Source organism: Kitasatospora sp. NPDC058032 (assembly GCF_042885845.1).
Lineage (GTDB): Bacteria > Actinomycetota > Actinomycetes > Streptomycetales > Streptomycetaceae > Kitasatospora.
Window position 1 is genome coordinate 300018 of the sequence record NZ_JBHVRK010000008.1, and the last position, 16521, is coordinate 316538.

A 16521-nucleotide genomic window follows, 5' to 3' on the forward strand; every position below is an offset into this window, starting at 1 on the left:
ACCGACCTCAGAGGAAAGACGCGTGGCGCACGACAGGCAGGATCCGGCCCTGGTCGGGCGGCAGCGGGAGACCGAACTGCTCACCGCCGCCCTGGACCGGGCCGGGGGCGGCACGGGCGGCGCCACCGTGCTGCTGCGCGGCGACGCGGGTGTCGGCAAGAGCACCCTGCTCGCCTGGACCGAGCGCACCGCGCGCGACCGCGGCTTCACCGTGCTGCGCGCCGTCGGCGCCGAGGCCGAGACCGACCTCGCGTTCGGCGCCCTGCACCAGGCCCTCTGGTCGCTGCTCCAGCGCTCCGACGCGCTCTCCGCCCACCAGCGGGACGCCCTGGAGAGCGCGTTCGGCGCCCGCTCCGGCACCCCGAGCGGCTTCGCCGTCGGCGCCGCCGCCCTCGCGCTGCTCGACGAGGCCGTGCGCACCGCCCCGGTCCTGCTGTTGCTGGACGACCTGCACTGGATCGACTCCTCCAGCGCCACCGTCCTCGGTTTCCTGCACCGGCGCTGCGCCGAGCTGCCGCTGGTGATCGTCGGCGCCACCCGCCCGGACGGGGCGGCCACCCGGACCTGGTCGGCCGAGCCCGTCGACGTCCGGGCGCTGCCCCGGGCGGACGCCGCCGCGCTGCTCGGCACCTGCTACCCGGAGCTGGCCGGCGGCACCCGCGACCGGGTGCTCGCCGAGGCGGCCGGCAATCCGCTGGCCCTGGTCGAGCTGCCCCGCCAGCTGGCCGCCGCCCAGCAGCGCGGGGTCGCCCCGCTGCCCGAGCGGCTGCCGCTCGGGCGCCGGCTGGAGCGGATGTTCGCCGAACGGCTGGACGCGATGACCCCGGAGGCCGGCCGCCTGCTGCTGCTCGGCGCCCTGGCCACCGGCCCGGACCTCAGCAGCGGCGTGTGGCTGCGCGCCGTCCCGGACGGCGAGGTGCGGCAGACCCTGGAGCGGATCGAGGCGGACGGCCTGGCCCGGCTCGACGCCGCCGGGCAGCTGGTGTTCCGTCACCCGCTGGCCCGTACCGCCGTGGTCTCGGCGGCCTCCGACGCCGCGCGCCGCGAGGCCCACCGGACCCTGGCGGACACCCTCGCGCCCGACGACCCCGGCCGGCTGGTCCACGAGGCCGCCGCCGCGCTGCTGCCGGACGAGGACCTCGCGGGCCGCCTGGCCGAGGCCGGCCGCGACCTCGCCCGGCGCGGCGGCGACGCCGAGGGCGCGCTGCTGCTCGAACGCGCCGCCGTGCTCAGCCCCGGCTCCGGCGACCGCGTCCGCCGGCTCAGCTGGGCCGCCGTGATGGCCGCCCGCGGCGGGCAGCTGCGCCACACCGCCGCCCTGGTGGAGGAGCTGAAGGCCGGCACCGTCCCGCCGGACGTCGCGCCGGTGTTCGCCTACGCGGTGGTCTACGCCGACCAGAGCCACCACGTCGACTTCGCGTCCTCGGCCGCCCTGCTGCCGGCCGCCCTCGACACCATGACCGCGCCGGGCGCGGACACCTTCGGCGGGCTGGTCGAGCAGGCCTTCTTCAAACTGCTGCTGGCCGCCAGCTACACCGACGACCCCTGGGCCTGGCAGGCGCTGCAGCGCCACCGGGACGCCGTCTCCGAGGTGGGCCGGCTCTGCCTGCGCGCCTGGACGGAGCCGGGCCCGGGCGTCGCCGACGCCCTGCTGGCGGTGGCCGGGGACCTCACCGCGGAGCAGGAGGCCGGCGCCGCCTGGCTGCTGCTCTGGACCACCTCGGCCCTCGACTGCCCCGAGGCCGACCTGTGGCAGCGCTTCACCCGGCTGCACGGCTACGCGGGCCAGGGCTCGGTGGCGAAGGCCAAGAGCCACCAGGACTTCCTGCTCGGCGACTGGGAGCGGGCCGACGACTGCCTGCGCGAGGCGGAGATCGCCGAGGAACTCGGCTACCGCACCAACGCCCTGCTGTTCCGCCAGTACCACGCCGCCTTCCTGGCCGGGCGCGGCGACGAGGCCGGGCTGGACGCCGTCGAGCGGGCCGTGCGGCCGACCGCCGTCCGGGCCCGGATGCGGTTCGTGCTCGACCGCCTGACGCATCTGCGCGGGCTGGCCGCGCTCGCCCACCAGCGCCACGAGGAGGCGTACGGGCACTTCTGCGGGCTCCTCCCGGCGGGGCGGCCGGCGGGCTCCCCGCCCCGGCACCACGCGCTGGTGTTCGACCTGGTGGCCGCGGCCGTGCACGCCGGCCGGCGCGAGGAGGCGCTCGCCCACCTCGCGGCCGTCCGGCGGGCCCGCTCCGCGGAGATCTCCGGCCGGCACGCCTTCCTGGTCGCGGCGGCCACCGCGGTGGCCGCCGCGGACGAGGACGCCGACGACGCCTACCGCGCCGCCTACGAGGTGCCGGGCGCCGAGCGGTGGGCCTTCGACCTCGCCCGGCTGCGGCTCGCCCACGGCTCCTGGCTGCGCCGCCGCCACCGCTCGGGGGCCCGGGAGGTGCTGCGCACGGCCCACCACGTGTTCCGCCGGCTGGAGGCCGCGCCCTGGGCGGCGCAGTGCGAGGAGGAGCTGCGGGCGGCGGGCGACGCGCTGGTCCCGCCGCAGCGCGGACCGTCCGAGGCCCCGTCCGTGCCGGCCCTGCTGACCGGCCAGGAGCTGCGGATCGCCCGGCTGGCCGCGACCGGCCTGACCAACAAGGAGATCGGCCAGCGGCTGCGGCTGTCGCCGCGCACGGTCGCGGCGCATCTCTACAAGATCTTCCCCAAGCTCGGGATCACCTCCCGCGCCGCGCTCGCCCACGCCCTCGGCCACCCGGTCGCCCGCTGAGCCGACCGCCGACGCGTACTCAGTACGACAGTCAGATGACCTAACGCGGCGTTTGCCCTTTCGGTCAGGCTGATCGTGCAGGGATTTCGACGGAAGGCGGTCAGATGGGCGTGCGGGTGACGACCACCTCGGTCCCGGACGGCGAGAAGGCGGCGTACCTGGGCGGGGCCCTGTCGCGGACGCTGGTACCGCTCGAACTGCGCCCGCTCACCGGGCGGCCGTTCGACGGGCTGCTGGTCTCGCACCGGCTCGGCCACGTGCGGGTCTCCACCCTGGAGGCGGACGCCGCCCGCTTCTCCCGCACGGCGGCCCTGATCGCCCGGGCCCCGCGCAGCGAACCGCAGGTCGGCGTCGGCGTACAGGTCTCCGGCCGGGCCGTGCTGGTGCAGGACGGCCGCCGGGCCGAGGTGGCGGCCGGCGGGCTCGTGCTGTACGACACGGCCCGCCCGTACGCCTTCGACTACCCGGAGCGCTTCCGCACCCACCTGTTCCACCTGCCGCGCCGGCTGCTGGGCGTGCCGGAGCAGGACCTGCGGCGGGCGTCGGCGACGGCCGTCGGCCCGGCGGACGGGTGCGGACCGGTGCTGCTGCCGTTCCTGGACGGCCTGGCCGCCTCCGCGCACTCCTACCCCGTGCCGGTCGGCGACCGGCTGGCCGGCAGCCTCGCCGACCTGCTGAGCGCGCTGGTCGCCCAGCTCACCCTGACCCGGGCGGCGGACGGGCCGGACACACCCAACGCGCAGCTGGTCCGCCGGGTGCGCTGGTACATCGACCGGCACCTGGGCGACCCCGAACTCGCGCCCGAGCCGATCGCCCAGGCCCACCACATCTCCGTCCGCTACCTGCACCGGCTGTTCGAGGGCGAAGGGGTGACGGTGGGCAAGCTCGTCCAGCGGCGCCGCCTGGAGGAGTGCGCCCGTGAGCTGGCCCGGCGCGGACGGACCGCGCCGACGGTCTCGGCGGTCGCCCAGCGCTGGGGGTTCGTCAATCCGGCGCACTTCAGCCGGGCCTTCCGCGCCGCCTACGGGGTGCCGCCGCGGGACTGGCGCGCCGGGCGCGGGGCGGGAGCGGACCTGCCCGGCTGACGGACCTGCCCGGCTGACGGACCTGCCCGGCTGACGGGCCGGCGCGCCCCCCGGACCGCGCCCCGCGGCCCCGCAACCCCGGGCGGCTCCGCAGCGCACGACCGACCGAAAGCCAGGAGCGAAGAGTTGCCCGACCCCATCCCCTTCCCCGACCACGGACCGGTGCTCGACCGGGCGCTCCGGGAGTTCCTGGCCGCCCGGGCGGCCGACCGGACCGCGGCGGAACCGCCGCACCTCTTCGCACCGCCGCCCGCCGACGCGCCCGCGGCGGCTCCCGGCGACGGGACCGGTCCGGACGATCCGGGCGCCACCACCGAGGAGTGGCTCGCGCTGCCCTGCGGTCCCACCGGGCGGGTGCCCGTCCAGGTGACCAGGCCGGCCGGCGCCGCCGATCCGTGCCCCGTAGTGCTGTTCCTGCCCGGCCTCGGCTGGACGCCCGGCGACGCCACCGGCCACCGCCGGCTGGTCCGGGAGCTCGCCCTGGGCACCGACGCCGCCGTGGTCCACGTCGACTACGCGCGGGCGCCCGGCGCGCGCTACCCGGTGGCGATCGAGCAGTGCTACGCCGTCCTGCGGTGGATCCGGGAGCACGGCCACGAGATCGGGCTGGCGGGGGAGCGGGTCGCCGCCGTCGGCGACTCGGCGGGCGCCAACCTGGTGGCCGCCCTGACCCTGCTGGCCGGCGAGCGCGGGGACGTCCGGCTGGTCCAGCAGGTGCTGGTCTGCCCGGTCACCGACGCCGACTTCGACACCCCGTCCTACCACCGCTTCGCCAAGGGCTACTTCCTGCACCGCGACCACATGCGCCGCTACTGGGACGCCTACCTGCCCGACGAACGGCGGCGCCGGGAGGCGACCGCCGCGCCGCTGCGCGCCACCCTGGACCAGCTCGCCGGGCTGCCCCCGGCCCTGGTGGTCACCGCCGAGGCCGACGTCCTGCGCGACGAGGGCGAGGCCTACGCGGCCCGGCTCCGGGCGGCCGGTGTCCCGGTGGTGGCGACCCGCTACCAGGGGACGGTGCACGGCTTCCTGCTGCTGGCCGGGAGCTGCCCGACCGGCACCGCGCGGGCCGCGATGATCCAGGTCGTCGACACCGTGCACGTCGCCCTGCACCGCCGCCCCTGGTGAGGAGCGGCGGTCCAGGGCGACGTGCGCCGCTCAGGAGACCGGCGGCGCCCAGGGGGCGTCCGCGGCCGAGAGCCGGCGGGCGGTGACGGCGGTGGCCAGCAGCAGCAGTGCGGCCAGGGCCAGCGCGACGGACGGCTGCCCGTGCCGGACCAGGACCGCGCCCACCAGGCCGCCGAGCAGCATCGCGAGCGCCGACAGGATCCGGCGACCCGGGCGGGGCCCGGCACCGCCCGCCGCCGGGGAGTCGGCGGCCAGGCCGGTCAGGGTGAGGGTGAGCACGGTGGTGGTGAGGTCGGGCACGCCGAGCCGGCGGGCCACCGCGTTCTGCAGACCCATGGCCAGGCCCAGCAGCACGATCAGCGGGTACCGGGCGTCGCCGCCGCCGCCGACCGCGGCGGTGACGGCCGCCGCGGCCGTGAGGACGGTCTGGACGCCGCCGACCACGGTCAGCACGGACTCGATGTCCGGGATCTCGTGCTCGGGCACGGTGAAGAAGTCGTCGGACAGCACCGCGAGGTCGCCGTAGCAGCCGGGCCGCAGCACGCCCTTGACGTCCTGCTCGCCGGTGAGGGCCGCGCCCGCGGCGGTGTACATCGCGAGCGCCGTCGCCCGGTCCACCCGGTTCTGCGCCGGGCGCATCGCCAGGCCGCCGACCGTGCGGCCGGAGACCAGCCAGTGCAGGGCGACCCACGGGTTGTAGGAGGAGACCCGGGTGGCGTCGGTGCCGGCGGCGACGTTCAGGCCGCGGTCCAGCATCGCCCGGATCGGCGGGGCCTCGGCGGCGGCGCCGGCACCGTAGCGGCGGGTGAACGTCTCGCCCTGGAAGGAGAGGCGGTTCTGCACGGAGAGCGCGCCGCCGAGCCGGGCGATCCGGTCCAGGCTCTCCCGGGACACGGTCTCCGCGTGGTCGAACAGCCAGCGGTTGCCCTGCGGGAAGAGGCCCTCGGCGGCGAGCTTCTCGAAGACGGCGAGGTCGCGTCGGATGGTCTCGTCGTAGGTGGCGTGCAGCCGGAAGCCCCAGCCGTTCTCCATGAGCAGCCGGACGGCCTTCTCGAACTCGGCTTCGTAGGAACCGAGTTCGGGGCGGGGCTCGGCGAAGTTCTCGAAGTCGGCGGCGGCCCAGGTGAGGTTCTCGCCGGCGCCGTTGAGTCGCAGCCACTCGTCGCCGTCCTCCGGGCGGACCGCCTCGATCCAGCGCCTGAGGTCGTCCAGCTCCTGCCCGCCGGTCTGCGGGAACAGGTGGTAGGCGATGCGCAGCGAGAGCAGGCCCTCCCGGGCGAGCTCGGTCACCGTCGCGTAGTTCTCCGGGAAGTTCTGGAAGCCGCCGGCGGCGTCGATCGCGGAGGTCAGGCCGAAGCGGTTCAGCTCGCGCAGGAAGTGCCGGGTGGAGGCCTTGCGGTCCTCCGGCGGCAGGGCGGGCGCCTTGGCCAGCGTGGAGTAGAGGACCAGGGCGCCGGGGGCGGCCAGCAGCATGCCGGTGGGCTCGCCGCCGCGGCCCCGGACGATCTGGCCGCCCTTGGGGTCGGGGGTGGTCGCGTCGTAGCCGACGGCCTTCAGCGCGGCGCGGTTGAGGATCGCCGACTGGTAGAGGTGCAGCACGAACACCGGGGTGTCCGGCGCGGCCTCGTTCAGCTCGGCGGGGGTCGGCGGCCGGCGCTCGGCGAACTGCTCGGCCGACCAGCCGCCGACCACGCGCACCCACTGGCCCGAGGGCGTGCGGGCGGCCTGCTCGCGCAGCATCGCGAGCGCCTGGCGCAGCGAGCGCACGCCGTCCCAGCGCAGCTCCAGCACGTAGCTGAGGCCGCCCCGGATGACGTGCAGGTGCGCGTCGTTGAGGCCGGGCACGACGCGCCGGCCGAGCGCGCCCACCACGGTGGTGGACGGTCCGACGAACGGGGCGACGTCCGCGTCGTCCCCGACGCCGGTGATCACGCCGTCCCGGACGGCGAGGGCACCGGCCTGCGGGCGGCGGGCGTCCCCGGTGTGGATCCTGGCGTTGCGGACGACGAGGTCGGCGGCGTTCCCGGCGACATCCTCCTCCGTGCGGGGGACGATCCCGCCGACCGGCATGACAGACACCTCGAAAGCCTCCTGTGCTGGGGTGCGACCGCTGCCCGGCGTGGGCGGCGGAGAGGGGTGCGGCGGCCGAACGGGCCCGGGGGCCGGGCCCGTTCCTCCCACCGACGCTGAGACGCTAGTTCGCTGGTCCGGTGCCGAATCGGCCCACAGCGCACGGCCGCCGTCCCGCCAGCGCACCCCCGCTCCCGGCGTCCGGCGGGGCACCGCGAAAGCCCCGGCCCCCTCCGTCCGGCGGGACGGAGGGGACCGGGGCGGCGGTGGCCGGCGTCAGCCGGGGTGGACGGGCGTGCGCGGGGCGGGGCGGCGCTGGGCGGGGACCACGGCGACGGCCGGGCGCAGCGGGCGCAGCGCGAGGACGGCGCGCGCGATGGCGTCGGAGTCGCCCAGCGTCACCGAGTTGACGCCGGGTCGGATGCCGGCCGCGGTGACCCAGTGCACCGCCTCGGTGGGGACACCGTAGGCGAAGCGGCGCGGGTGCGCCCGCCCCTTCGCGTCGAGCAGGTGGTACGGCCGCTCGCTGACCGCCAGCCCGCCCGTCTCGTACCCGGGGCCGGTCGCGTCGGGGATCCGGTAGACGCCGGCCTGGCCGTCGTCCAGCAGTCCGCGCAGCAGGCGGTCGCCGGTGCGCCGCAGGTCGGGTTCGGGCAGCCGGGCCTCGACGAGGACGGCGGCGCGCAGCGGCGGTGCGTCGATCGCGGGGGAGTGGGCGGTGAAGGCGGGCGGGGTGCCGCGCGGGTCGAGGGCGATCCGGACGTCCGGGCCGAGCAGGTCGACCACCCCGGCCTCGATCAGGGCGCGCAGCTCGTCGATCCGGGAGGCCGGCGGGCCGATCGAGAGGAAGGCGTTCAGCGGGGTGTACCAGGACTCCAGGTCGTCGCGGTAGGAGGAGCCCTCGATGCCGCCGTGGTCGACGGCCAGCCGGATCTCGTTGCGCAGGTCGCGCAGCACGTCCAGGGCGGCCTTGAGCGGGCCGCTGAGGTTGCCGGCCCGGGCCTCGCGCACGTCGCGCTCCAGGCGCTCGACGATCCAGGCGCGGTGCTCGGCGCGGGAGGCGAAGCGCAGGCCCGCGTACGGGTGGGCGAGCGTGTGCCAGTCCCAGCGCTGCGCGGCGGGGATCCCGTGGCGGTCGAGCAGCGCGGCGGTGCGGGTGGGGCCGGCGGCGGCCAGGTACTCCTCGGCGAGCCGTTCGCCGTCCTCCGGGCGGCCGGCGGCGGCGAGCAGGGTGGCGTAGTAGACGGCCTCGACCTCGCGGGCGACCAGCGGCCACAGGTCGCGGGCGAAGCGCACCGGCTTGCCGGCGGCGGCCCGTTCGCGCAGCCGGGCCGCGTGGTCCTCGGTGAGCAGCCGGGGGTGGTGGCGGCCGTGCGCGCCCTTCTCGTTCTCGCCGCGCGCGTGGTAGGGGACGCCGCGCCGCGAGCCGGCCAGGATCAGCGGCTCCTGCCCGGAGGGGTGGTAGACGAGCCGGCCGTCGCGTTCGGCGAACCGGCCGCCGCGGCCGCGGGTGAGCAGGGCGAGGTGGTCGAAGAAGTTGAGGCCCAGGCCGCGGAACAGGACCGGGCGGCCGGGCAGCAGGGCGGCGAGGTCGAGGTCGGCCGGGTTGGCGGGCGGCAGGTGGACGAGGCCGTGGGTGGCGGCGGCCCGGGTCAGGGTGCGTTCCGCGCCGGTGGGGCCGGTCGCCAGGTGGCCGAGGGCCAGCACCACCGCGTCCAGGTCGGCGATCCGGCGGCCGTTGGCGAGGACCAGCACCTGGGCGGCGCCGGGCACCGGGTCGGCGTCGGTCAGCCGGACGGCGCGGGTGCGGTGCTCGACGATCCGGCAGTGCGCCGGGGCGCCGGCGCGCACCCGGCGGTGGACGTCGCGCAGGTAGCGGCCGTAGAAGGCGCGGGTCGGGTAGGCGTCGGGGGTGAGCGCGCGGGCCTCGGCCCGCACCTGGTCGTCGTACTCGCCCGGAGCGCCCTGCGGGACGGCGGACTTGGCCCAGGTGTAGAGGCTGGGGCCCTCCTCGACCGGGCCGTCGATCGCGACGCTCGGGTCGGTGTAGGCGGTGACTTGCGAGGCCACGGTGTTCATCAGCAGCAGCCGGGACTGGTTGGTGCGCCAGACCCGGCCGGCGCCGGGCGGGTAGGGGTCGACGAGGTGGACGGTGAGGGCGGCGGCCGACGGGCGGGAGCGCTCGTTGGCCAGCAGACGTTCGAGGACGGACAGGCCGCGCGGGCCGGCGCCGACCACGGCGATCCGGCGGTGGCGGGCGGCGGTCGGGCCGGGGGAGTGGGGAGCCATGGGTGAGTGTCCTCCCGTGCTTGGGGCCGTTCGGACCGGTTGTCGGGGCAGGTGACGCCCCGCCGGGCGCGGGCGGCGTCCGGCGGGGCGTCGGTCTTGGTGCCTACGGGTGCCTACGGGTGCCTGCGGGGGCCTGCGGGCGCCTGCGGGCGCCTACGGGTGGCGCAGCAGGATCTTGCCGAGGCTCTCCCGGCGCTCCAGCCGGGCGTGCGCGGCGGGGGCGTCGGCGAAGTCGAAGGTGCGGTCGATCCGGGCCCGCAGGGTGCCGTCGAGGAGTCCGGCGAAGAGGTCGCCGGTGCGGGCGGTGAAGTCCTCGCGGGTGAGCACGTGGTGGGTGAGGCTGGGCCAGGTGAGCTTCAGCGAGCCCTTCTGCACCAGCGTGAACGGGTCGATCGGGTCGGGCGTGCCGCTGGCCCGGCCGTAGACGACGAGGGTGCCGCGCGGGCGCAGCGAGTCGAGGCCGTCGAGGAAGGTGTCCTTGCCGACCGAGTCGTAGACCGCGTCGACGCCCGCGCCGTCGGTGATCCGGTGGACGGCCTCGCGGAAGTTCTCCCGGTCGTAGCGCACGACGTGGTCGGCGCCGAGTTCGGTGACCAGCGCGGCCTTCTCGTCGGTGGAGACGGTGCCGATGACGTGCGCCCCGGCGCGCTTGGCGAACTGGACCAGGAACTGCCCGACCCCGCCGGCGGCGGCGTGCACCACGACCACCTGGCCCTTGGCGATCGGGTGCGAGTCGTGCGCCAAGTAGTGCGCCGTGAGCCCCTGGAGCATCGCGGCGGCGGCCGTCCCGGAGTCGAGGCCGTCCGGCACGGTGGTCGCCAGCCGCACCGGGACCGTGACGAACTCGGCGTAGGCGCCGGGGAGTTCACCGTAGGCGACGCGGTCGCCGACGGACAGCTCGGTGACACCGGGGCCGACGGCGTCGACCGTGCCGACGGCGTCCATGCCCGGGACGAACGGCAGGGCGACGGGGAAGACGCCCTGGCGGTGGTAGACGTCGACGTAGTTGACGCCGATGACCTCGGTGCGGATGCGGATCTCGCCGGCGGCGGGCTCGGTCACCGGGACGTCGTCGACCTGGAGCTGCTCGGGGCCGCCGGGGGCGTGGACGCGGATCGCCTTCATGGGGTGGTACCTCGGCTGTTCTGGTAGGCGGGTCGGGTGGGAACGGGCGGCGGCGGGTCGCCGTCGCCCGGGTCGTGGGCCGGCCGGGACGCCGGTGCGGGGGTGGCGGCCGGTGCGGAGGGGGTCGCCGGCGCGGGCGGGGTCGCGGGTGCGGGGCCGCGGGTCGGTGCGGGCCGGTTGGCGAGCAGTCCGCCGCCGATCATCAGCACCCCGCCCAGCAGTTGCAGCGGCGTCGGCGCGAGCCCGAGCGCCAGCAGGGCGACGAGCACCGTGAACGCCGGCTCCAGTTGCAGCACGCTCGCCGTCTCCCAGGGGCGCAGCCGCTCCAGCGCCAGGTGCAGGGTGACGTAGGCGAGGCAGAAGTTGGTGACGGCGAGCAGGAGTTGGAGCCCGAGCGTGCCCGCCGTCGGGTGCCAGCGCAGCGGACCCGGGGTGAGCAGCAGGACCGGCAGCAGCACCACCGCCGCCGGGACCAGCCGCCACAGGCCCAGTTGCAGCGCCGGCACCTTGGCCATCAGCGTCTTGGCGGGCAGGAAGGCGAGCCCGGCCAGCACCGCGCCCGCCAGTACCAGCAGGTCGCCGGTGCCGACGGAGGTGAAGCCCGCGCCGGGGTCGCGCAGCACCACCAGCACCCCGCCGGCCAGCGTGACCGCGAGCCCGGCCGACTGCCACCCGCGCAGCCGGTCGCCGAGCAGCAGCACGGAGGCCAGGACGGCCGTCGGGCCCTGGAGCTGGATGAGGAAGCCGCCGTTGACCGGGCTGGTCCGGCTCAGTCCGCCGATCACCAGGGCCAGCGAGAGGCCGGTGCCGACCACCGAGACGAAGCCCAGCCGGATCCAGTCCCGCCCGGTCAGGCCACGCGGGACCAGCGGTCGGCGCCGTACCGCCAGCTGGGTGGCCAGCAGCACGGCGCCGATCGACAGGTTGAGCCCGGTGGTGAGCAGCGGGTCGATCTCGCGGGTGACCCGGTTGGCCAGCACGGCGCCGGCGCCGAAGAAGGCGGCGGTCAGCAGCGCGAATGCGTACCCCTGCGCGCGCACGGTGGGATCAGCGCACCTTCACGCGGACCGCGTGCCCGCGCTCGACCCCGTACCGGGCGGCGAAGTCGCCCTGGTTGAGGGCGAGTCCGAGCTGGTCGCGGCTGGCGATGTAGGCGAGCGGCTCGCCCTCGCCGGTCTCGCCGAAGGTGCGGCGCAGCGGGGTGGTGAGCCGGGCGCCGCCGATCTCGATCTCCAGCTCGGTGTCGAAGTCGATGCCCCGGGTGTCCAGGAATTCCCGGGTGATGCTCGTCCAGACGTTCCCGTAGTTCTTGTCGAGAATCGCCACCTCGCCGATTATCCAGTCGCCCTCGACGACCGGTTCGGCGATCTCCAGAAGGGTGATCCCGGCGGCGTCGATTTCCTCGCCGATCTCACTGAACGGCACTCCGTTGGCGATGTGCGCGGCGGCCGAAATGACGATGTCGCGGCCGTAGAACGTCGGGTCGATGACGGGTCGGCGAACCTTCTCGGCGGTGATCCGGCGGACCTCGGCGACGCCCGCCTCCTTGACGATCCGGGTGAGCAGTCCGTTGTCGGGGGCGAAGTAGGTGTGCCCCTGGGGCGTACGCACCCCGATCGCGTTGTCCTGGACGCCGGTGTGCGGGAAGGTGACGCAGGCGAAGACCGCCTCGGGCGGGAAGTAGCGGAACGAGTCGCGGATGTACAGGCCGGCCTCGTAGATGTCGAACGGCGTGACGTCGTGCGTGACGTCGACGATGTTGGCGTGCGGGGCGATGCTGAGCACCATGCCCTTGCAGATGCCGACGGCGTCGTCGACGAGCCCGAAGTCGGTGAGCAGCCCGACGATCGGTCGGGGCGTGAGCAGGCCGGGGCCGGCGGGGGTGGCGGGGGTACTGGCGGGAGCGGACATGCTGAACCCTTTCAGGATTACCGAAACGGGGTGGCGTGCATGGCTGTCCAGGATTTCCGGCGGTGAATCACCCGGGTAAAGGGCGGTTCAAGCGGCGCGAGATTGAAGCGAGGCTAGCACCCGGTCGGCGGCGAAGAAAGCGTGGGCTGTTTCGGCTGTATGAAGTCGTTCTGAAGAAGCGGAACGATACCGGCCGTTTGCCGGAATATTGGCGGACCGGAAATGTGTCCGTCCGGGGATTTCACCGGGCGGACACGGACCGGGGCGGGCGGGACCGCGTCGGCGGAACCGCCGAACCCGGCTGGTGGGTCAGGTTCATGACGGTGCGTCGGTTCCCGGTGCCCGATTTGCGGCCGGGCGCCGCGGCGTGATTGGCTGCGGCTCGTTCGCGGTCGTGATCACGCTCGGGACTCCCGCCGAACTCGCCTTCCGCTCAAGGTGATTGCCCTGACACGCCGGTCGGGGAGCGCTACGGTGGGCGGGCGTGCTCGGGGCGTTCCGGGGCGCTTTCGAGCGCTGGTCACCGGAGCCCGATCGAAGACCTGCTGGTCGGCGTCCGCACAGGCCGGGAGGCCGTGTTCGCGGACGGCCACCCGCTCGCGGTGGAGGGACGGGCGGCGCCCGCCCATCCGCGAGCGGGCAGGGCCGGCAGGCCGAGTGGGGCGGGCGGGTCCGCGCCGGCCGCCCCATTCGGTTGCAGACCCCGTGTCGGCCCGACGGTGCGGCGGCGCCGACGGCCCGTCGGCGGCGAGGGGGCATTATCGTCCGATTGCCCGATTCGGCTGCCGTCATCACCTGATGATCACTTCTGCGCCGGTGCCGCGATGCTCGCCGTACCGCAGGGTCCACTCCAATACCCTCCGTACACAGCCGGTGTCACCCGCCGGTCACGCCCAGCGTACGGAAGGCAGTCCAGACCCATGGCCCGCACAGACGACCAGGCCTCGCACGACCAGCAGTTCCGGGAGGCCGCGACCCGGCTGGGGATCGGCCGCCGCCGCTTCCTGACCGTCACCTCGGCCGCCGCCGCGCTGGCGTTCACCACCAACCTGCCGAGCGCGCACGCCGCCGACGCCGAGATCGCGCCCCGCGCCCTGACCGAGAACCCGTTCACCCTCGGCATCGCCTCCGGGGACCCGCTCAGCGACGCCGTCGTGCTCTGGACCCGTCTGGCCCCTCGCCCCCTGGAGCCCGGCAACGGCCTGCCGCCCACCGGCGTGGTCAAGGTCGACTGGGAGATCGCCCGCGACGAGGCCTTCCGCAAGGTCACCCGGCGCGGCACCGCCAAGGCCTACGCCGAGTTCAACTACGCCGTGCACGTCGACGTCGACGGCCTCGACGCGGACCGCGTCTACTGGTACCGCTTCAAGGTCGGCGGCTGGGTCAGCCCGGTCGGCCGCACCCGCACCTCCCCGGCGCGCGGCCGGAAGATCGACGAGGTCCGCTTCGGCCTCGTCTCCTGCCAGGCCTACGAGGACGGCTACTTCACCGCCTACAAGCACCTGGCCGACGAAGACCTGGACGCCGTCTTCCACGTCGGCGACTACATCTACGAATACGGCATCGACGCCGTCGGCGGCGACCGCAAGTACACCGACCGCACCCTGCCGGCGCTGTTCAACCACGAGACCACCAACCTGGAGGACTACCGCCTGCGGTACGCCCTCTACAAGCTCGACCCGGACCTGCAGGCCGCGCACGCCGCGCACGCCTGGTACGTCACCTGGGACGACCACGAGGTCGAGAACAACTACGCCGCGGGCATCCCGGAGAAGAACCAGTCGGTGGAGGCCTTCGTCGCCCGCCGCGCCGCCGCCACCCGCGCGTACTGGGAGAACATGCCGCTGCGCATGCCCAAGCCCGACGCCACCGACCTCAAGCTGTACCGCCGCCACCACTACGGCAAGCTGGCGCAGTTCGACATCCTCGACACCCGCCAGTACCGCTCCGACCAGGCCAACGGCGACGGCTGGCAGTTCCCCACCCCGGAGTCGGAGGACCCGACCCGCACCCTGATGGGCGCCACCCAGGAGCGCTGGCTGCTGGACGGCTTCCGCAAGTCCAAGGCGGTGTGGAACGTCGTCCCGCAGCAGGTGGTCTTCTCCCGCCGGAAGAACACCACCGCGGCGACCTCCAAGCTGTCCATGGACGCCTGGGACGGCTACCCGGCCGCCCGTGAGCGGCTGCTGGCCGGCGTCGAGGACATCGGCGTCGAGAACCTCGTCATCCTCACCGGTGACGTGCACGTCGCCTACGCGATGGACGTCAAGCGCAACTTCGACGACCCGAACTCGCGGACCGTCGGCGTCGAGATCGTCGGCACCTCGATCGCCAGTGACGGCGACGGCGAGGAGCACCCGGGCAACTGGGGCACCCTGACGGCGGCCAACCCGCACATGAAGTTCTACGACGGGCGGCGCGGCTACACCACGATCACGCTCAACGAGGAGCACGCCCGGGCCGACTACCGGGTGATCTCGCACATCACCCGCCCGGGCGGCACCGTCAGCACCGCCGCCTCCTTCGTCACCGAGGCCTACAACCCGGGCATGCAGCGCGTCTGACGCCCCGCCCCCGATCACCGGCCCGGTCGTACCGTTCCCCGATGCGGTACGCCCGGGCCGGATCCATGCCTGCCCCCGGAACCGTCGCGCCCTTCTCGGGAGGGTTCGTGGACGATGCGGAGGTGTCGTGAACCTGCGGTGATCGGCCGTTGATCGGCCGTAGAGCAGGGCCGTGGACCATCTGCGGCAGGGGAACCCCGGGTCGACGGTCACCACCGCTCGGCGCCGCCCTCGGCGCGCCGGACGGCGGACCGAGCCCCTGGTCCCCGGTAGTTGGCCAACCCACGGAAGGCGGACGGAGCATGGACGGCGTTCACACCCTGCACTCGACGGCGGGCTTCGGAGAGCTGCTCAGGATCCGGCGCGAGCGCATCGGCCTGACCCAGCAGGTGCTCGCCGATCACGCGACCCTGAGCGTCCGGGCGATCCGCGACATGGAGAGCGGACGGGTGCAGCGCCCCCGGCAGGAGACGGTCCGGCTGCTGGCCGACGCGCTGCGACTGGAGGGCCGCAGCCGCACGGTGTTCGAGGCGGCCGCGCGCCGCCAGACGCTCGCCGAGGAGCCGCGCGACGAACCGGCCGCCCCGCCGGTGGCCCGCGGCGCGATCGTCGGCCGGGAGCCGGAGGTCGACGCGCTGACCGACGCCCTCGCCGTGCACGGCGACCGGCTGGTCACGGTGACCGGCCTCGGCGGGGTCGGCAAGACCAGACTCGTCCTGGAGGCGGCCTGCCGGCTGCACCGCACGGCCCGCTGGTCGGTGCGCTGGACGGACTGGGCCAGCCGGCCCGGCATGGGCCCCGAGCGCCGTGCCGAGCTGGCCCGGGCGATCGGCACCCGCCCCACCCTGCTGGTCCTGGACGGCGCCGACACCGGCGTGGAGCCCGCCCTGCTGGACGAGCTGTTCCAGCGCTGCCCGGGCCTGCGGGTGCTGATCACCGCCCGGGTCGCGCAGCCGCTGCCCGGCGGCCAGGTGATCCCGCTCGCCCCGCTGCCCACCCCGGCGCCGGAACTCGACCACGATCCGCTGGCGCTCGCCGAAGTGGGCGCCGTCCGGCTGCTGCTGTCCCATCTGCGCCGGCTGCGCCCCGGCTACCGGCTGGAGCCCGAGGAGGCACCGGCGGTGGCCGCGCTCTGCCGCCAGCTCGACGGCCTGCCGGGCGCGCTGGAGCTGGCCGCCGGCTGGTCGACGGTGCTCTCCCCGCGCCAGCTGGTGGCCCGGCTGGCCGAAGGGCCGTTCCAGCTCGCCCCTCCGCCGGCCGGGTTCGGCGGACGCGGTGGGGTCGGCGAGGCCCTGGACGCGGCGCTCGACCGACTGACGATGGGCCAGCGCGACCTGCTGGCGCGGCTGGCCGCCGAACCGGGGGACTGGTCGGGGGAGGACGCCGTCGAGCTGAGCGGGCGGCCCCCGCAGGAGTCGCTGGCCGCGGTGCACGAGCTGCTGGCGAGCGGGCTGATCCGCAGCGTCCCCGCCCGCGACGGCGTGCGGTTCACCGTGCTGAACCTGTGCCGCCGTCTGTTCGGTGCCGCCGGGGCGTACCCGGTGCTCGCGACGGCGAGCTGACACCCGTTCTTCGAGGCGCC

10 protein-coding genes are annotated in these 16521 nt (G+C 75.5%); 5 read left to right on the forward strand and 5 right to left on the reverse strand.

Annotated elements, in window-relative coordinates; all coding sequences use genetic code 11:
- Positions 1 to 22: 22 nt before the first annotated feature.
- The 3 genes from ACFVUH_RS16450 to ACFVUH_RS16460 all read left to right on the forward strand — a co-directional run bounded on the left by ACFVUH_RS16450 (position 23) and on the right by ACFVUH_RS16460 (position 4980).
- A complete protein-coding gene (locus tag ACFVUH_RS16450) occupies positions 23 to 2767 on the forward strand; it encodes a BREX system ATP-binding domain-containing protein (RefSeq protein WP_387913859.1) in 2745 nt (914 codons plus the stop codon).
- A 116-nt stretch (positions 2768 to 2883) separates the two neighbouring features.
- Positions 2884 to 3852, forward strand: a complete 969-nt coding sequence (locus ACFVUH_RS16455) for a helix-turn-helix domain-containing protein (protein ID WP_387913861.1) — start codon at positions 2884 to 2886, stop codon at positions 3850 to 3852.
- A 126-nt stretch (positions 3853 to 3978) separates the two neighbouring features.
- Positions 3979 to 4980: an alpha/beta hydrolase gene (locus ACFVUH_RS16460; RefSeq protein WP_387913862.1), complete on the forward strand. Its 1002-nt coding sequence runs from the start codon at positions 3979 to 3981 to the stop codon at positions 4978 to 4980.
- 30 nt (positions 4981 to 5010) lie between these two features.
- Here ACFVUH_RS16460 and ACFVUH_RS16465 read toward each other — a convergent pair whose 3' ends face one another.
- The 5 genes from ACFVUH_RS16465 to ACFVUH_RS16485 all read right to left on the reverse strand — a co-directional run bounded on the left by ACFVUH_RS16465 (position 5011) and on the right by ACFVUH_RS16485 (position 12375).
- Positions 5011 to 7050 (reverse strand): amidohydrolase family protein, encoded by a 2040-nt coding sequence (locus ACFVUH_RS16465; RefSeq protein ID WP_387913888.1) that lies wholly within the window; start codon positions 7048 to 7050, stop codon positions 5011 to 5013.
- 276 nt (positions 7051 to 7326) lie between these two features.
- Complete coding sequence (locus tag ACFVUH_RS16470; protein WP_355371803.1) at positions 7327 to 9339, reverse strand: FAD/NAD(P)-binding protein; 2013 nt, start codon at positions 9337 to 9339, stop codon at positions 7327 to 7329.
- 153 nt (positions 9340 to 9492) lie between these two features.
- Positions 9493 to 10464: a quinone oxidoreductase family protein gene (locus tag ACFVUH_RS16475; RefSeq protein WP_387913864.1), complete on the reverse strand. Its 972-nt coding sequence runs from the start codon at positions 10462 to 10464 to the stop codon at positions 9493 to 9495.
- Positions 10461 to 11504 (reverse strand): DMT family transporter, encoded by a 1044-nt coding sequence (locus ACFVUH_RS16480; RefSeq protein WP_387913865.1) that lies wholly within the window; start codon positions 11502 to 11504, stop codon positions 10461 to 10463. The genes ACFVUH_RS16475 and ACFVUH_RS16480 overlap by 4 nt, the downstream gene beginning before the upstream one ends.
- A 7-nt stretch (positions 11505 to 11511) precedes the next feature.
- Positions 11512 to 12375, reverse strand: coding sequence for an SAM-dependent chlorinase/fluorinase (locus ACFVUH_RS16485; RefSeq protein ID WP_355371812.1), 864 nt, complete (start codon positions 12373 to 12375; stop codon positions 11512 to 11514).
- A 920-nt stretch (positions 12376 to 13295) separates the two neighbouring features.
- Here ACFVUH_RS16485 and ACFVUH_RS16490 point away from each other — a divergent pair.
- Together ACFVUH_RS16490 and ACFVUH_RS16495 are read left to right on the forward strand one after the other, a co-directional pair.
- A complete protein-coding gene (locus ACFVUH_RS16490) occupies positions 13296 to 14939 on the forward strand; it encodes an alkaline phosphatase D family protein (protein ID WP_387913866.1) in 1644 nt (547 codons plus the stop codon).
- 302 nt (positions 14940 to 15241) lie between these two features.
- Positions 15242 to 16501: a helix-turn-helix domain-containing protein gene (locus ACFVUH_RS16495; RefSeq protein WP_355371816.1), complete on the forward strand. Its 1260-nt coding sequence runs from the start codon at positions 15242 to 15244 to the stop codon at positions 16499 to 16501.
- Positions 16502 to 16521 lie beyond the last annotated feature (20 nt).